This is a genomic window from Rhodobium orientis, from assembly GCF_003258835.1.
Classification (GTDB): domain Bacteria; phylum Pseudomonadota; class Alphaproteobacteria; order Rhizobiales; family Rhodobiaceae; genus Rhodobium; species Rhodobium orientis.
The window spans coordinates 84,495-98,567 of record NZ_NPEV01000011.1 but is presented as its reverse complement, the minus strand read 5'-3'; the positions used below and the strand labels follow the sequence as shown (position 1 = coordinate 98,567).

The following is a 14,073-nucleotide window of genomic DNA, read 5'->3' as shown; positions in this document are numbered from 1 at the left end:
GGCGGTCTCCGGGTTGGTCTCCGGCGCGCTCACAGCGCCCATTGGAAGGCACGGGCAAGTTCGGCGGCGCCGTTCTCGCGATACCATTTGCCGTGCGCAAGGACCACCTTTTCCGCCGGCCAGGCGAGAATCTTTTCCACCGCTATCCTGACCTCATCGCCCTGCAGCCGGAAGGTCTGGCGCAGGTCAGGCGGCACCCTGCCGTGCGGGTGGTGGATGCCGGCAAGGCGAATGAGCCAGCGCAGCCAGAAACAGGTGATGCGGTCGAGCTCGAAATTCTCGATGAGGTCGGTGAGGATGACGGTGCGTGAGGCGCGGTGGAAGAACACAGCCTCGGCCATGAAGGAGCCCGGCACCAGCACCTGCTCGATGCCGTCCCGCCAGGCGGCGGGCGCCTCTGGTCCCAGCTCGGCCTCGACCGCATTGATCCGGCCGCCGCTGTGCTCCTTGACCTTCGGCGCCACATGCACCTCCGCGGCCGGCCAGGCGGCCTTCCAGTCGGCGACCCACCAGTAGTGGATGCGGTTCGGGGCAATGAGGTAGGCGACCTCGCCGATGGCCTCGATCTCGGCCTTCAGGGCCGGCGTCAGCTCGGTCGGCGAGTGGACCCACAGCTTGTTCCCGGCAAGGCGGATGACGGTCATGCGGGTCGGGAAGGGGAGCTTCAGGCCGTAGAGCTTGAAGTCGATCTTCGGGCCGTCGACGATCCAGATATCGTCGCCGATGGCCTTCAGGGTGTTGATCGGCTCGTAGAGCTTCAGGCAGGACATGGGTCGGCGTCGTTCCTTTCGAAATACCGCAGTGCCGGAAAGAACTTGGCAACCACGTGTACAATCGGCGGCGGCAGGTTAATCCGGTGTTGCACGGGCCGGGGTAGGGTGGCGGCAAGGTCGTTCTCCCCGCGGATTTCCCAAGATGCGCCGAAGACTGTTCCGGTCCCTGCGATCGCTCTCCAACTCGCTGAACGTCGTTGGCGCCATCGTCGTCCTTGCGAGCCTCTTCATCGGCATCATGGAGACCTCCGACTGGCTGCGGCTGCCGACGGCCACCGCAACGGTTCAGGCTGTCACAGTCAAGTGCGCGATGTCCTACAAGGTCGGCAAATACGACCGCAAGAAGAGCGTCGTCGACTGCGGCGAGGTCGGCGCGATCAAGGCAAAGGCCCCGGATCTCAACTGGAAAGTCGGCAAGGTTTCTTTTGCAACGCTGGTCTACCGGCCCGGCGGCGGCAAGCTCGTCATCGACGATTTCGCGCTGACGGCGCTGCACCGCGACAGCGTTGCCGTCGGCGAGAAGCTGACGGTCTATTACCGGCCGGCGCGGCCCGACGTCGCCGTCGGCGGGCCGACCTGGAAATGGTTCCGCGGCCTTGCGGAGCTGACCGGCCTCGGCGCCCTCATCCTCGCCGGCGCCTGGCTGTTGCGGAAGGCCGCCTTCTGGTTCCTGACCGACGAGGAGAAGCTGGCGGTGGAGGCGGTGAAGAAGGCACGCTCGACAGACAGCCTCGGCTCCCGGCTCGGCAAGGCGCTGGTGGCGATGCCGCTCGCCTTCTTCGGCACGTTCGGCCTTTACGTCGGCGGGGCGCTGATGCTGGCCGCCGGCATCGGCTACGGCATCATCTCCTACGGCGAGAGCGCCTCCGTCTCGACCATGGCGACGGTGACGGGGATCCGCGAAGTCTGCGATATTTCCTACAAGAAGGGCACGTTTTCCTCGGTTGCCCGAACGGTCGACTGCGCCGATGCGGTGGCGGAAATGGCGAAGCTGCCGCAGGTTCGTTGGAAGACGACGCGGCGCACGGAGGTGGGTTTTGCCTATACGGCCGGCGACGGTGCCATGCGGACCGCCAAGAAGACGACCCGGCGCGACATCGAGAAATTTCCCGGCGTCGGCGGGCAGATCCGGGTGCAGTACCCCGAGAGCCGACCCGCTTCGGTCAGCATCGCGCCGGACGCCGGCCTGATGCGCTCGCTCTTGTGGTTCCTGGCGATCTCGACCGGCTTCTTCGTCGTCGGCCTGATCTGCCGGCCGGTCCTGAAGCGCTTTGAAAAGCGTCAGGCGGAGGCGTTCGAGGACAAGGCGACGAAAGTGTATCTGTCGCTGGCGATCACCAGGATGGCAAAGGATGCCGGCTTTGCCGACGTGCCGGAGGCGCCACGGCATGGCGATGGGGCACAACGACCCCCGCGCAATGCGGCGCCGCGCTCCCACGCGCCGGAGCCGGGCGGCGGCTTCGGGCGGAGGATGACCACATGATCCTGAACGTCCTGAGGCCGCTGATCGACGCCAGGGAGATCGAGGGCGCAGAAAGCCCGAAGAAGTCGCCTTTGGTGCGCATGCTCTCCTTCCTGATGCCGGTCCTGATCCTCGCCGATCTCATCCTTTTCTGGCGCGGCATGGTGAGCGGCGGCGTCGGCCTTGCGGTCGTCCTCTTCGTGCTGCGCTTCGTCCTCAACGCGGCCTTGAGGGACGTCGCCGAAGCGGAGCGGGATGCGGCCTCAGACCCCGAGGCGCGCACGCCTCCGGCGCCGCAACACGAGCACCCCTTCGACCGGCTGATGCACCGCTTCGGCCTTGTCGGCAAGTTCGGGCTTTCATCGGTGCTGGGTGTCGTCAGCGCGGTCTTCTTCATTGCCGGCGTCATGATCACGGTGGCGATCGTCACCAAGGGCGTGGAGGCGACGGGCCTGGCGTCCGACTGGCGATGGGCGGAAGCTGAAGTGCTCGCCAAGACGCGGCAGTGCCTGGTGAGGGGACGGAACGGCGCGCCGGACCGGCTGCTCGACGAGGCGGTCTGCGAGTTGCGGCGCGACAAGGTGGCGTCCCGGCAGGTCGTACCGGTGCTGACGATCCGATATCCGCTGGACGACGGCTCGTTCCAGGGCCTGGAGGTCCGGCAATACAAGGTGGCGCATGGCAGGGTCGCCATCGGCGACAAGTTGCCGATCGCTTACGACCCGGACAACCCGGAACGGTTCGTCAAGCGCCAGACCAACTACTGGCACGTTGCGTCTGGCTCGGTGATGGTGCCGCTGCTGCTGTTTGCCGTTGCCTATGGCGCCGGACGCTGGCGCCGGCGGCTCGTCGGCGCGCCGTCGCCGGCACGCGGCGTCGTCAAGCGCGCCCGCGATGTCCGGCAGTCCCCGCCGAAAGACGAACCACGGACGCGGCTTGCCGGCGATGCGGGGGCTATGAAAGGGCGGGCCGGCCAGGATCCGGTGGCGGCGTTCCGCGACCGCGTACGGAACGCTCCGCCGCGCAGCAGCGGTCCGGTCGAGCGGCGCAGAAGCTGGTTCTAGAACGCTAGAGCATCACCACGACGGCGATGACCGAGGCGACGATCGGGATGCCGATGAAGATCGCCGCCTTGATCGCCAGGAAGCGGATGGCGGCGCCGGCGTCCTGCGACGCGGTGCCGGCTTGCGGGGTCTCTTCGGTCATTCCGGGCCTCCCGGCTTCAGCCTAACGGATCTCGACGGCGTAGTTCTCGATCACCGTATTGGCGAGCAGCTTCTCGCACATCTCCGACAGCGCGGCCTCGGCCTTTTTCGGGTCGGTCTCGGCAAGCTCGATGTCGATCACCTTGCCCTGGCGGACCTCGTCGACGCCGGAGAAGTCGAGGGCGGCGAGCGCCTTTTCGATGGCTTTGCCCTGGGGATCGAGGACGCCGTTTTTCAGGGTGACGGTGATGCGCGCTTTCATGTCCGTTTCGCCGGCTTCATTGTTTCCTGGGAGAGCTGCTGAACGAGGCTTTTATTGAACCAAGCGGGGGCCGCCGTTCAGCGGCCGCTCGTTGTCGTTGAGGATGCCGAGGCGGCGGGCGACGTCCTGATAGGCCTCGAGCATGCCGCCAAGGTCGCGCCGGAAGCGGTCCTTGTCGAGCTTTTCCTCGGTCTCGATATCCCACAGGCGGCAGGAATCGGGGGAAATCTCGTCGGCGACGACGATCCGCATCATGTCGCCTTCCCACAGCCGGCCGCACTCGATCTTGAAGTCGACGAGGCGGATGCCGACGCCGAGGAAGAGGCCGGACAGGAAGTCGTTGACGCGGATGGCGAGCGCCATGATGTCGTCGATCTCCTGCGGGTTGGCCCAGCCGAAGGCGGTGATGTGCTCCTCGGTGACCATCGGGTCGTCGAGCTCGTCGTTCTTGTAATAGAACTCGATGATGGAGCGCGGGAGCTGCGTGCCTTCCTCGATGCCGAGGCGCTTGGACAGCGAGCCTGCGGCAACGTTCCGCACCACCACTTCCAGCGGAATGATCTCAACTTCGCGGATGAGTTGCTCGCGCATGTTGAGGCGACGCAGGAAGTGGGTCGGGATGCCCATCTCGTTCAAGTGATTGAAGACGAACTCCGAGATCCGGTTGTTGAGCACGCCCTTGCCGTCGATGATGTCATGCTTCTTCTTGTTGAAGGCGGTGGCGTCGTCCTTGAAATGCTGGATCAGCGTGCCCGGCTCCGGACCCTCATAAAGGATCTTGGCCTTGCCTTCGTATATGCGGCGGCGACGGTTCATGCGTTGTTACCAGAGTTGTCTTGGCCAGAGTTGTGTTGGATGTCCGTTCGGGCGGGCGACGGACCTTTTGCCCGGCGCGCCCTCCATTCGAGCGATACCGGCTGCTTTGGAATCGGTCGGCCCTTGCGAAACGAGGGCGGAACCTAACCGATCCTGAGGAAATGCACAATCACTGCGAATCGCCAATGGCAAAAAGCCGGGCGTTTCGGTCCTCAAGCGTTGATTTATGCGAATGTGATGGATATGCAAGAGGCATCGGCGACCGCAGTAGAACAACACGTAATAAGGCCGTTGAAGGGAGACGCCTCGGATGACGACTTTCGACAAACGCGAAGAAGCGTTCGAGAAGAAATTCGCCCATGACGAGGAATTACGCTTCCGGGCGATCGCCCGGCGGAACAAGCTGCTCGGCCTGTGGGCGGCCGAAAAGCTCGGCAAGAGTGGCGATGAGGCCGACGAATACGCTAAGGAAGTCGTCAGGGCCGATTTCGAGGAACCGGGCGAGGAAGACGTCTATCGCAAGATCCACGGCGATTTCGAGGCCGCCGGCGTCGCGCAGTCCGAGCACCAGATCCGCCGCACCATGAACGAACTCATGGTTGTCGCCATGCAGCAGATCAATTCGGAAGTCTGAATACCGCTTTTCGGCGCCCTCTGGCGGCCGTCCGGTGCCGGCCGGGCGCCGATGTCGCGCCGCGGCCGTCCCCTTTTTCCCGCCGCCCGTTCTATACTCGCGCCCCAAGGCGGGCCGATAGCCCGCATTTTTCGAAGGGTGGCACCATGACCGATATCATCTCCTCACTTGGCGAGACCCTGCGGGCGGGCGAAACGGTCATCACGGGATGGTCGTCGCTGCCGGAGCCGCTGGTGGCGGAAACCATGGCGCGAGCCGGCTACGATGCGGTCACCCTCGACATGCAGCACGGCTTCCACACCATGGAATCGGTGCATCGGGGGATCGCCGCGATCCGGCTCGCCGGCAAGCCGGCGATCGTCAGGGTGCCCGTCGGTGATTTTGCGGCGACCAGCCGGGCGCTCGATTTCGGCGCCGCGGCGGTTATCGCGCCGATGATCAATTCCTATGAGGACGCCCGAAAATTCGCCGACTTCATGAAGCTCGCCCCGGTCGGCAGCCGGAGCTGGGGGCCGCACCGGGCGATGGCGATCGCCGGCGGCTCCGACCCCGATGCCTATCTCGCCACGGCCAACCGGCAGACGCTGGCGCTTGCCATGATCGAGAGCCGGGAAGGCGTGGCGGAGCTTGAGGCCATCCTCGGCGTTGCCGGCATCGACGGCGTCTTCGTCGGCCCGTCGGACCTGTCCATCGCGCTTTCCGACGGTGCCGCGCTCGATCCGACCGGCGAGCGGGTGATGATGGTGACGGGCGAGATCGCCGAGCGGGTCCGCGACAGCGGCAAGATCGCCGGCATCTTCTGCTCCAATGTGGGCCATGCGGGCACGGCGATGGACCTCGGCTACCGGCTGATCGCGCTCGGCAGCGACGCCTCGATCCTGCGCGCCGGCAGCGAGGCATTGCTGGAAAAAATCGGCCGATAGAACTCCGCCATCTGCGGGAAAATGCTGCGACGGATCGTCCCGATGGCCGCCTCCCTTTGAGTTAGATCAAATCCAAAATCGTTTTTTTATTCAAAAGTCGTGATGACGGGGATATCCGGAGCGAACGGAGAGGGAAATGTTCAAGATCGCATTGATGTTATGGATTGTGATTGCGCCGACCCTGGCGGGCATCCTGTTCACCGCCGGCCTGGCGATCGGCAACGCCAACGAGCCGACGGACAACAGGATCATGCTTATCGGGCTGGCGATCGCCGGCTTCGTGATCGCCATTCCCGTGGCGTGGATCGTCGCCAAGAAGGTGGTCACGGCGTTCGGCCGTCGTTCGGCCTGATATCGACTATTCCCGGGGGGCTGAGATGGCAGAAGCGGTCGGCGGCGACGCCGGCCGTTTTTGGTGTTTGGTCGCTTGTTCGGTCGGGCATGCGCCACGCAGGCCTTACGGTGCATCGGCGCCGGCACCGGTTCGGGCTTGCGGCGCCTGACGGCGTTGGTCGGCTGGAAAACCCGCTTTCCGGCGCGTGATAATTATGCCCGGCGGATGCTGGACAGGAACCTGGCGAAGGTCAGCGAGCCTTCCGGCCAGGGGCCATGGCCGCTCTTGCTGTCGAGATGGCCGGCATCGCCGGCGTCGATGACAAAGGAGCCCCAGGCGTGGCCGAGTTCGTCGGCGGCCTCGAAGCTGCAGGCCGGATCGGTGCGGCTGGCGACCAGCATCGACGGGAAGGGCAGGGGATCGCGCGACAGCGGCGCCAGCGCCGGGTCGGCGGTCTCCGGCATCAGGCCGTCCTCCACATCGACAGGGGCGACGAGGAAGCCCGCAGCGACCTTTTCCGGCGAGAGCCGCGGCGCGGCGTGGACCATGGCGGCGATGCCGAGCCCGTGGGCGAGGAACACCACCGGCTTGCCGGCCGCTTCGACGGCTTCGACGATGCGCTCGACCCAGGCGGTCTTGTTGCGGCAGTTCCAGTCGTCCTGCACCACCCGGCGCGCGGTGGAGAGCTTGCGCTCCCAGCGCGACTGCCAGTGGTCGTCATCGGCATTGCCGCAATCGGGCAGGATCAGGAGGTTGGCCTCGGCGGCTTTCATGGGGATACTCGTGTGGTTTTCGTCGGGAGGGCTGATGTCGGAGCGCGTTGGATTTGCCAAGGCTGATGCACCCTGTTCCAGGGCGTGTCTCCCATGAGCGGGACCCGATGTCGGGACAACGATGCGCGCACAGACAAATAGATAGAGAACGTCGGATGACTCCGTCCTAAGAGCCGCCCTACAGGAAAAACCCCGAAAGGCGGAAAAATGCAAGGGTCGACAGGTAACCGCAGGTCCGGACACGAAAAAGCCGGCTTGCAGCCGGCTTCCTCGCTCGGAAATGTCGTAGACGGGACCCTAGGTCCCCTACTGCCCGAGCTTCGGGACCTCGACAGACAGGTTGATGTCTGCCTCCTGCTTGTCGAAGACGCCGCCATAGTAGAGCGCGCCGGCGCCAACTATGAGGACGACGAGCATTCCGGCAATGAACCAGCCGGCTCCGCTGCTGCGTTCGGTCCGAATGATTTCACGATCGGCCATTGTGTCGTTCTCCCATCTTGCAATGGGCAGACAACGCGGTGCGGCTGGAAAGGGTTCCCGGCCGCGTCGGCCGTTCAGGTGTCTCCGAACACCCGCCGGAAGATCGTGTCGACATGCTTGGTGTGGTAGCCCATGTCGAATTTTTCCTCGATCTGGGCCTCGGTGAGGGCGGCGGTGACGTCCTTGTCGGCCTTCAGCTCGGTCAGAAAATCCTTGCCCTCTTCCCAGACCTTCATGGCGTTGCGCTGGACCAGGCGATAGGCGTCCTCGCGGGAAACGCCGGCCTGGGTCAGCGCCAAAAGCACGCGCTGGGAATGGACGAGGCCGCCGAGGCGGTCGAGATTGCCTTGCATGTTCTCCGGGTAGACCACCAGCTTGTCGACGACGCCGGTGAGGCGGGAAAGCGCGAAGTCGAGGGTCACGGTGGCGTCCGGACCGATCATGCGCTCAACGGACGAGTGAGAGATGTCCCGCTCATGCCACAGGGCGACGTTCTCCATCGCCGGCATTGCATAGGCGCGGACCATGCGGGCAAGGCCGGTGAGGTTTTCCGTCAGCACCGGGTTGCGCTTGTGCGGCATGGCGCTGGAGCCCTTCTGGCCCGGCGAGAAGTACTCCTCCGCTTCCAGCACCTCGGTGCGCTGCAGGTGGCGGATCTCGGTCGCCAGCCGCTCGATGGAGGAGGCGACGACGCCGAGGACGGCAAAGAACATGGCGTGGCGGTCGCGCGGAATGACCTGGGTGGAAACCGGCTCGGCGACGAGCCCCATCTTTTCCGCCACGTGCTCCTCGACGCTCGGATCGATGTTGGCGAAGGTGCCGACGGCGCCGGAGATGGCGCAGGTGGCGACCTCGGCGCGGGCGGCCTCAAGCCTCGCGCGGCAGCGGGCGAACTCGGCATAGGCCTGGGCGAGCTTCAGGCCGAAGGTGGTCGGCTCGGCGTGGATGCCGTGGGAGCGGCCGATGGTGAGCGTGTCCTTGTGCTCCAGCGCCCGGCGCTTCAGGGCCTCAAGCAAGCCATCCATGTCTTTGAGAAGCAGGTCCGCGGCCCGCACGAGCTGGACATTGAAGCAGGTGTCGAGCACGTCGGACGACGTCATGCCCTGGTGGACGAAGCGCGCCTCGGGGCCGACGATCTCGGCAAGGTGGGTGAGGAAGGCGATGACGTCGTGCTTGACCTCGCGCTCGATGGCGTCGATGCGCTCGACATCGAAGGTGGCCGGGCCGCCCTTTTCCCAGATGATCTTCGCCGCGTCCTTGGGGATGACGCCGAGCTCGGCCTGTGCGTCGGCGGCGTGGGCCTCGATCTCGAACCAGATACGGAACTTGGTCTCGGGCGACCAGATCGACGCCATCTCGGGGCGCGAATAGCGCGGGATCATCGCGTGTCCTCAAACTGAATGGATGATGAGAAGGCTGCGGTCTAGCAGATGATCCGGACGGCGACAATGCGCCCGGCTACCGCCCTTTGCGCCGGGCAAAGACCCAGGCGGCGGCAAAGAGCACCGGCAAGCCGAAGGGCAGGATCAGCTTCAGTCCGCTGGACATGAAGATGTAGACCGCCGTCGCCCCTGTGTAGGCCATCTGCATCAGCCAGAGCCGGCCGAAATGGTCGCTGTGCCACTGGGCGTAATAGACCCGGAACTGCAGGAAGAAGAGGAAGGCGGTGACGCCGGCCGTGATCGCCATGAGCGCCACGGCGATGGCGGCCAGGCGGGCGGAGAACGGCCGGGCGCCGGCAACGGTCGCTGCCAGCACATAGGCGAGGAAGCCGCCGAGGAGCGCACCAAGGGCAAAGAGGATGAGGATCGCGCCGGTACGGGTGTTGAAGGCCGTCTCGCGCCAGTAGAGGTGGAGGGCGACGGCGACGACCACTCCGCCGGCATAGGCGGGCGCGAAGGCAAGGGCCGGAAGGAGCGCGGTACGGGCGCGCGTGAGCGCCGCACGAAGCAGGCCGGCGGGCGCGCCGCCGGACTTCGTCGCGGGTGCCGTATCCGCATCCCGTCGGTCCATCGCCATGTCCATCGTCTTTGGTCTTACTCTAAAGAGGTTGCCGTTCCGTATCCGGCGAAGACAATAGGGTCAGCGCTGCTCGGCGCCGCGGCGAAGGCGCAGGGCCGGAGCCGTCGGCACGTCGGTGACGGTATCGGTCGGCGCCGCAGCGGGCTCGGGTGCCGGTGCGGCGTCGTCGGGCGCGGCCTCTGCCGGTTCGGAACTAAGGCCGGCGGTCGGGTTGGCGTCGAAGGCGGTGCCGATGGCGATGAAGCGCCGGTCGAGGCCTTCAAAGCCGTAGCGGTAGATGGAGACGATGACGATGAGGGCCGGGCCCTCGCCGCTGCGCGGCAGCACGACCACGTCGGAAATGCCGTAATGGATCGGGCATTTGCGCGAGCGCGGGATTTCGGTGTCCTCTTCCAGGATGCGCACCGGCTGGCCGGCGGCGTCTTCCAGCACCAGGACGAAGCCCTTGGTCGGCTCGTCGATGGTGGCGCAGCCCTCCGCCGGCAGGGCGAATTCGGTCAATCTCAGCCGGACACTGCCGAGCCCCGCGCCGTCGTCGGAATCCGGCACCGTCAGCGGCACGAAGCGGGCGGCGGCCTCGGCCGTTTCCGACGGGTCGGCGAGCACGTGGTTGCCCTTGGTGCCGACGTTCAGCCGCCAGAGGAACGGTTCGGCGCGCAGACGCGAGGCCTCGCGCACCTTTTCCAGGTCGGTGCCGGCGCGGCGCACGAGCTGCTGGATGGGCGTTCCCTTCACCCAGACGTCCTTTTCCACGTCGATGAGGAAGATATCGGAATAGGGAAAGCCGGTGCCGTCCTCGACGCCGTATTGCTCGAAGCCGAAATACTTGCCGTCCGGCGAAAAGCCGAAAATGTGCCGCTTGGCGGCATCCGCCGCCCGGGCCGCAGGCGCAATCGTGCCGAGCGCGGCGAGAAGCATCGCGCAGACAACGATCGCGTAGCGGGAACGGCTCATGCGGTTTCCATCACCTGTCTTCGTTAGCGGGTCAAGTTCCGGGGCGGCGGGTCAAGCACCGGCGCCTGATCCGCCACCAAACATCCCGGCGTGGCGAAACTGGGTCAAGCCTTGCCGAAGCGGGACTGCCAGGTCGGCAGCGTATCGCCGGGCCCGGCCGTTGCTGCATGGACGCCGCGGGCGATTGCCCGGGCGAGCGTTGCTGCGGCCGCAGCGCCGAGCAGGATGGAATCGCCGACCGGGTCGGCGAGCGGCCTCTTGCCGGTGGAGGCGGCAAAGACGAGGTCGCCGTCGAGCGGCGTGTGGGCCGGCCAGAGGGCGCGGGCGATGCCGTCATGGGCGGCGGTGGCGAGGCGCTTGGCCTCGGCCTTGGTCAGGATCGCGTCGGTGGCAACGACGGCGATGGTCGTGCTGGTGCCGGGCTTTGCGCCCGATTTGGTGCGGATGGCGCGGGCGGTCTCCGGGGTCGGCCGCGGCCAGCCGAGGCCGCCGAATTCGCCGTCCTCCTCGAAGGCAGCGGCCCAGAAGTGGCCGGTGTCGCCGATTGTCGCCGAGCCGAGGGCGTTGACGGCAACGAGCGCGCCGACCGTATGGCCGGAGGCGAGCACCGTGGAGGCCGAGCCGAGGCCGCCCTTCAGGGTCGCCGTCGTCGCGCCGAAGCCGGCCCCGGCCGTGCCGAGGGCGAAGTCGTCCGAGACCGCGTCGAGGGCGGTGATGCCGAGGTCGCGAAAGGGCGGGGTCATGCCCCAGTCCTTGTCGCCGCCATTCATGAGATCGAAGAGAATCGCCTCCGGCACGATCGGCACCCGGGCGTTGCCGACGGCAAAGCCGCGGCCCCTTTCGGCGAGCCGCGCCATGACGCCGCCGGCCGCATCGAGGCCGAAAGCCGAGCCGCCGGACAGCACCAGCGCGTCGATGGCGCCCACCGTCTGCTCCGGCTCCAGCAGCGCCGCCTCCCGCGTCCCCGGCGCGCCGCCCAGAACCTTGACGGAAGCGACGGCCGGCTCGTCGAAGAGGACGACTGTTGTGCCGGTCTTGGCGCGCGCGTTTTCGGCATTGCCGACGGCAAGGCCGGGAACGTCGGTGATCAGATTGCGCGGGCCGGGGGGCATGGGAGCCTTTGTTACGGAATCACTGGCAGGATTGGACTGAATTTAGCGGCAGGCAGAACTGAACGAGTTTCAATTGTGTTGATATTCGCAGATCAATCGAATTCTGCCCAGATGAATCCTAAATCCATGCATCAATAGCCATTGTTCACTTACATTTGGGAACAAAACAAATTCAATGAAATAATACTGTTATCCAAAAAACGACAAAATACCCAACAAATGAAATATCTGATTTTATGTCTTTTTCCTCCTTTTCAAGCCGCTCATCCACTTCAAACGTTCTGTCATGTAAATACAATATCACTATTGAATAAATTAATGCTATAATATTTCTAAATGACGCGGCAAAATAGCGTGTCGGTATTTCCAAATTGCTTGTATCAAAAAAATGCTCTGCAAAAATGATAGTTTGCCAAGCTGAGAGAAATAAACTCAGTATAAAAATTGGAGTAATTATAGTAATTAGTTTGCTTTTTTCGAGGAACATTCTAGTAAGAATTCTAGCTAGAAAAACGATCAGAATGGCAAATCCAATTGCGAAAAAACCCTCGCATATAATCCAAATTATGGATCTCCAGAAAAAGGAGTAAATAGAGAGATCTGGTATTCGTAAGTCTATATAATTTTGGATATTTAGGCTGTAAATAAATCCGAAAATCGTAATTAAGCCAGACAAAAGCCCTATGATACGCTCGGGATATTGGAAAATTCTCGCCACCTTAGATTTTCCGTCTCGGTTCGGTGTGCGTCGATTTTTTTTGGCCAGGATTCAATCCTGGCCAAAGTGCTTTATCTTACTGACTATTCCGCCGCCGGCAGCTCGGCCAGCGAGCGCTTGAGTTCCGCCTCGTCGTAGTCGCGGTCTTCCAGCTTGCCGGCGAAGTAGTCCATATACGCCTGCATGTCGAAATGGCCGTGGCCGGAGAGGTTGAAGAGGATGGTCTTGGCCTCGCCCGCCTCTTTCGCGGCCAGCGCCTCGTCGATGGCGACGCGCACGGCGTGGGTCGATTCCGGCGCCGGGACGATGCCCTCGGAGCGGGCGAACTGGATGCCGGCCTCGAAGCAGCCGAGCTGCTGGACGGCGCGGGCCTCGATCTCGCCGAGCTCCATCAACTGGCTGACCAGCGGCGACATGCCGTGGTAGCGCAGTCCCCCGGCGTGGAAGCCCGGCGGGATGAAGCCGGCGCCGAGGGTGTACATCTTCATCAGCGGCGTCAGGTGGGCGGTGTCGCCGAAATCATAGGCGTAGCTGCCGCGCGACAGGGTCGGGCAGGCGGCCGGCTCCACGGCGACGATCTTCGGGGCCGGGCCGCCGCGCAGCTTGGCGCCGATATAGGGGAACGCAAGGCCGGCGAAGTTCGAGCCGCCGCCGGCGCAGCCGATGATGACGTCCGGCTCGTCGCCGGCCATCTCCATCTGCTCCATCGCCTCCTGGCCGATCACCGACTGGTGCAGCAGCACGTGGTTCAGCACGGAGCCGAGCGAGTAGTTGGTGTCGGCGTTCTGGGCGGCGACCTCCACGGCCTCGGAGATGGCGATGCCGAGGGAGCCGGGGCTGTCCGGGTGCTCGGCGAGGATGGCGCGGCCACACTCCGTCTCCTCGCTCGGGCTCGGAATGCAGGTGGCGCCGTAGGTCTCCATCAGGGCGCGCCGGTAGGGCTTCTGGTTGAAGCTGACGCGGACCATGTAGACCTTGACCTCAAGGCCGAACAGCGAGCCGGCAAAGGCGAGCGAGGAGCCCCACTGGCCGGCGCCGGTCTCGGTGGAGAGCTTCGTGATGCCGGCCTCCTTGTTGTAGAAGGCCTGGGCGACGGCGGTGTTCGGCTTGTGGCTGCCGGCCGGGCTGACGCCCTCATATTTGAAATAGATCTTTGCAGGCGTATCGAGGGCGGCTTCCAGCCGGCGGGCGCGGATCAGCGGCGAGGGGCGCCAGAGCTTGTAGATGTCGCGGACCGGGTCCGGGATCTCGATCTCGCGCTCCGTCGAGACCTCCTGGGCGATCAGCGACATCGGGAAGATGGCGGCAAGATCCTCCGGCCCGATCGGCTGTTTCGTGCCGGGATTGAGCACCGGCGCCGGCGGCTCCGGCAGGTCGGCGATGATGTTGTACCAGGTGCGCGGAATGCGTTCCTCGGGCAGGAAATATTTCACCGAGTCCGTCATTTTTGTTGCCTAGCCTCCCCGTCACTGAAACCGGATTTTTTGCCGCCGCGGCGGATGCGCGGGGCGGATGGGACGCAACCGTAGTTGATTGCCCGTTTGATGGAAACCGTCAGGGATGCCGCAATCGTGCGGCTCTTGGCGCGTTTTCGGGCCGCGCGCC

General features: G+C 64.7%; 17 protein-coding genes. 5 read left to right on the top strand and 12 right to left on the bottom strand.

The window, feature by feature from the left end:
• Positions 1-29: 29 nt before the first annotated feature.
• Entirely contained in the window at positions 30-770 is a 741-nt protein-coding gene (locus tag CH339_RS07730; RefSeq protein ID WP_111433764.1) for a DUF4336 domain-containing protein, read from the bottom strand.
• Between the two features lie 145 nt (positions 771-915).
• Here CH339_RS07730 and CH339_RS07725 point away from each other — a divergent pair, with 145 nt between their 5' ends.
• Complete coding sequence (locus tag CH339_RS07725; RefSeq protein ID WP_111433763.1) at positions 916-2,256, top strand: hypothetical protein; 1,341 nt, start codon at positions 916-918, stop codon at positions 2,254-2,256.
• The gene (locus tag CH339_RS07720) at positions 2,253-3,299 is read left to right on the top strand and encodes a DUF3592 domain-containing protein (protein ID WP_111433762.1); all 1,047 of its coding nucleotides are present in this window, start codon (positions 2,253-2,255) and stop codon (positions 3,297-3,299) included. Before CH339_RS07725 ends, CH339_RS07720 begins: the two co-directional genes overlap by 4 nt.
• A gap of 4 nt (positions 3,300-3,303) precedes the next feature.
• On the opposite strand, the gene CH339_RS24630 is transcribed toward CH339_RS07720, so the two are convergent.
• From CH339_RS24630 to purC, 3 genes are read right to left on the bottom strand one after another with little or no spacing between them, the layout of a single operon-like run.
• Entirely contained in the window at positions 3,304-3,441 is a 138-nt protein-coding gene (locus CH339_RS24630; RefSeq protein ID WP_170138442.1) for a phosphoribosylformylglycinamidine synthase-associated small membrane protein, read from the bottom strand.
• Positions 3,442-3,462: 21 nt separating this feature from the next.
• Positions 3,463-3,702: a phosphoribosylformylglycinamidine synthase subunit PurS gene (gene purS, locus CH339_RS07715; RefSeq protein ID WP_111433761.1), complete on the bottom strand. Its 240-nt coding sequence runs from the start codon at positions 3,700-3,702 to the stop codon at positions 3,463-3,465.
• Positions 3,703-3,753: 51 nt separating this feature from the next.
• Positions 3,754-4,518 (bottom strand): phosphoribosylaminoimidazolesuccinocarboxamide synthase, encoded by a 765-nt coding sequence (gene purC, locus CH339_RS07710; protein WP_111433760.1) that lies wholly within the window; start codon positions 4,516-4,518, stop codon positions 3,754-3,756.
• Between the two features lie 310 nt (positions 4,519-4,828).
• Here purC and CH339_RS07705 point away from each other — a divergent pair, with 310 nt between their 5' ends.
• From CH339_RS07705 to CH339_RS07695, 3 genes are all read left to right on the top strand, one after another.
• Entirely contained in the window at positions 4,829-5,152 is a 324-nt protein-coding gene (locus CH339_RS07705; protein WP_111433759.1) for a DUF1476 domain-containing protein, read from the top strand.
• A 146-nt stretch (positions 5,153-5,298) separates the two neighbouring features.
• The gene (locus CH339_RS07700) at positions 5,299-6,075 is read left to right on the top strand and encodes an HpcH/HpaI aldolase family protein (RefSeq protein ID WP_111433758.1); all 777 of its coding nucleotides are present in this window, start codon (positions 5,299-5,301) and stop codon (positions 6,073-6,075) included.
• A gap of 136 nt (positions 6,076-6,211) precedes the next feature.
• Complete coding sequence (locus tag CH339_RS07695; protein ID WP_111433757.1) at positions 6,212-6,427, top strand: hypothetical protein; 216 nt, start codon at positions 6,212-6,214, stop codon at positions 6,425-6,427.
• Between the two features lie 194 nt (positions 6,428-6,621).
• On the opposite strand, the gene CH339_RS07690 is transcribed toward CH339_RS07695, so the two are convergent.
• The 8 genes from CH339_RS07690 to CH339_RS07665 form a co-directional block, all read right to left on the bottom strand.
• Positions 6,622-7,182 (bottom strand): RBBP9/YdeN family alpha/beta hydrolase, encoded by a 561-nt coding sequence (locus CH339_RS07690; protein ID WP_111433756.1) that lies wholly within the window; start codon positions 7,180-7,182, stop codon positions 6,622-6,624.
• 306 nt (positions 7,183-7,488) lie between these two features.
• Positions 7,489-7,662, bottom strand: a complete 174-nt coding sequence (locus CH339_RS24625; protein ID WP_170138441.1) for a hypothetical protein — start codon at positions 7,660-7,662, stop codon at positions 7,489-7,491.
• Positions 7,663-7,736: 74 nt separating this feature from the next.
• Positions 7,737-9,044 (bottom strand): adenylosuccinate lyase, encoded by a 1,308-nt coding sequence (purB, locus tag CH339_RS07685; protein WP_111433755.1) that lies wholly within the window; start codon positions 9,042-9,044, stop codon positions 7,737-7,739.
• A 76-nt stretch (positions 9,045-9,120) separates the two neighbouring features.
• Positions 9,121-9,681: a hypothetical protein gene (locus tag CH339_RS07680; RefSeq protein WP_146610135.1), complete on the bottom strand. Its 561-nt coding sequence runs from the start codon at positions 9,679-9,681 to the stop codon at positions 9,121-9,123.
• A gap of 63 nt (positions 9,682-9,744) precedes the next feature.
• Entirely contained in the window at positions 9,745-10,638 is an 894-nt protein-coding gene (locus CH339_RS07675; protein WP_111433753.1) for a DUF2259 domain-containing protein, read from the bottom strand.
• Between the two features lie 104 nt (positions 10,639-10,742).
• Positions 10,743-11,750 (bottom strand): P1 family peptidase, encoded by a 1,008-nt coding sequence (locus CH339_RS07670; RefSeq protein WP_111433752.1) that lies wholly within the window; start codon positions 11,748-11,750, stop codon positions 10,743-10,745.
• Between the two features lie 172 nt (positions 11,751-11,922).
• A complete protein-coding gene (locus tag CH339_RS24280) occupies positions 11,923-12,468 on the bottom strand; it encodes a hypothetical protein (protein ID WP_146610134.1) in 546 nt (181 codons plus the stop codon).
• Between the two features lie 83 nt (positions 12,469-12,551).
• On the bottom strand, positions 12,552-13,913 hold the full coding sequence (locus tag CH339_RS07665) for a TrpB-like pyridoxal phosphate-dependent enzyme (RefSeq protein WP_111433751.1): 1,362 nt from the start codon (positions 13,911-13,913) through the stop codon (positions 12,552-12,554).
• Between the last annotated feature and the right edge of the window lie 160 nt (positions 13,914-14,073).

What these genes read in the sequence shown, in the direction of transcription:
- CH339_RS07725 (WP_111433763.1), top strand. Translation starts at nt 916, where the DNA reads ATGCGCCGAAGACTGTTCCGGTCCCTGCGATCGCTCTCCAACTCGCTG.
- CH339_RS07670 (WP_111433752.1), bottom strand. Translation starts at nt 11,750, where the DNA reads ATGCCCCCCGGCCCGCGCAATCTGATCACCGACGTTCCCGGCCTTGCC.
- CH339_RS24625 (WP_170138441.1), bottom strand. Translation starts at nt 7,662, where the DNA reads ATGGCCGATCGTGAAATCATTCGGACCGAACGCAGCAGCGGAGCCGGC.
- CH339_RS24630 (WP_170138442.1), bottom strand. Translation starts at nt 3,441, where the DNA reads ATGACCGAAGAGACCCCGCAAGCCGGCACCGCGTCGCAGGACGCCGGC.
- CH339_RS07695 (WP_111433757.1), top strand. Translation starts at nt 6,212, where the DNA reads ATGTTCAAGATCGCATTGATGTTATGGATTGTGATTGCGCCGACCCTG.
- purB (WP_111433755.1), bottom strand. Translation starts at nt 9,044, where the DNA reads ATGATCCCGCGCTATTCGCGCCCCGAGATGGCGTCGATCTGGTCGCCC.
- purS (WP_111433761.1), bottom strand. Translation starts at nt 3,702, where the DNA reads ATGAAAGCGCGCATCACCGTCACCCTGAAAAACGGCGTCCTCGATCCC.
- CH339_RS07705 (WP_111433759.1), top strand. Translation starts at nt 4,829, where the DNA reads ATGACGACTTTCGACAAACGCGAAGAAGCGTTCGAGAAGAAATTCGCC.
- CH339_RS07700 (WP_111433758.1), top strand. Translation starts at nt 5,299, where the DNA reads ATGACCGATATCATCTCCTCACTTGGCGAGACCCTGCGGGCGGGCGAA.
- purC (WP_111433760.1), bottom strand. Translation starts at nt 4,518, where the DNA reads ATGAACCGTCGCCGCCGCATATACGAAGGCAAGGCCAAGATCCTTTAT.
- CH339_RS07665 (WP_111433751.1), bottom strand. Translation starts at nt 13,913, where the DNA reads ATGACGGACTCGGTGAAATATTTCCTGCCCGAGGAACGCATTCCGCGC.
- CH339_RS07680 (WP_146610135.1), bottom strand. Translation starts at nt 9,681, where the DNA reads ATGGCGATGGACCGACGGGATGCGGATACGGCACCCGCGACGAAGTCC.
- CH339_RS07730 (WP_111433764.1), bottom strand. Translation starts at nt 770, where the DNA reads ATGTCCTGCCTGAAGCTCTACGAGCCGATCAACACCCTGAAGGCCATC.
- CH339_RS07675 (WP_111433753.1), bottom strand. Translation starts at nt 10,638, where the DNA reads ATGAGCCGTTCCCGCTACGCGATCGTTGTCTGCGCGATGCTTCTCGCC.
- CH339_RS07720 (WP_111433762.1), top strand. Translation starts at nt 2,253, where the DNA reads ATGATCCTGAACGTCCTGAGGCCGCTGATCGACGCCAGGGAGATCGAG.
- CH339_RS07690 (WP_111433756.1), bottom strand. Translation starts at nt 7,182, where the DNA reads ATGAAAGCCGCCGAGGCCAACCTCCTGATCCTGCCCGATTGCGGCAAT.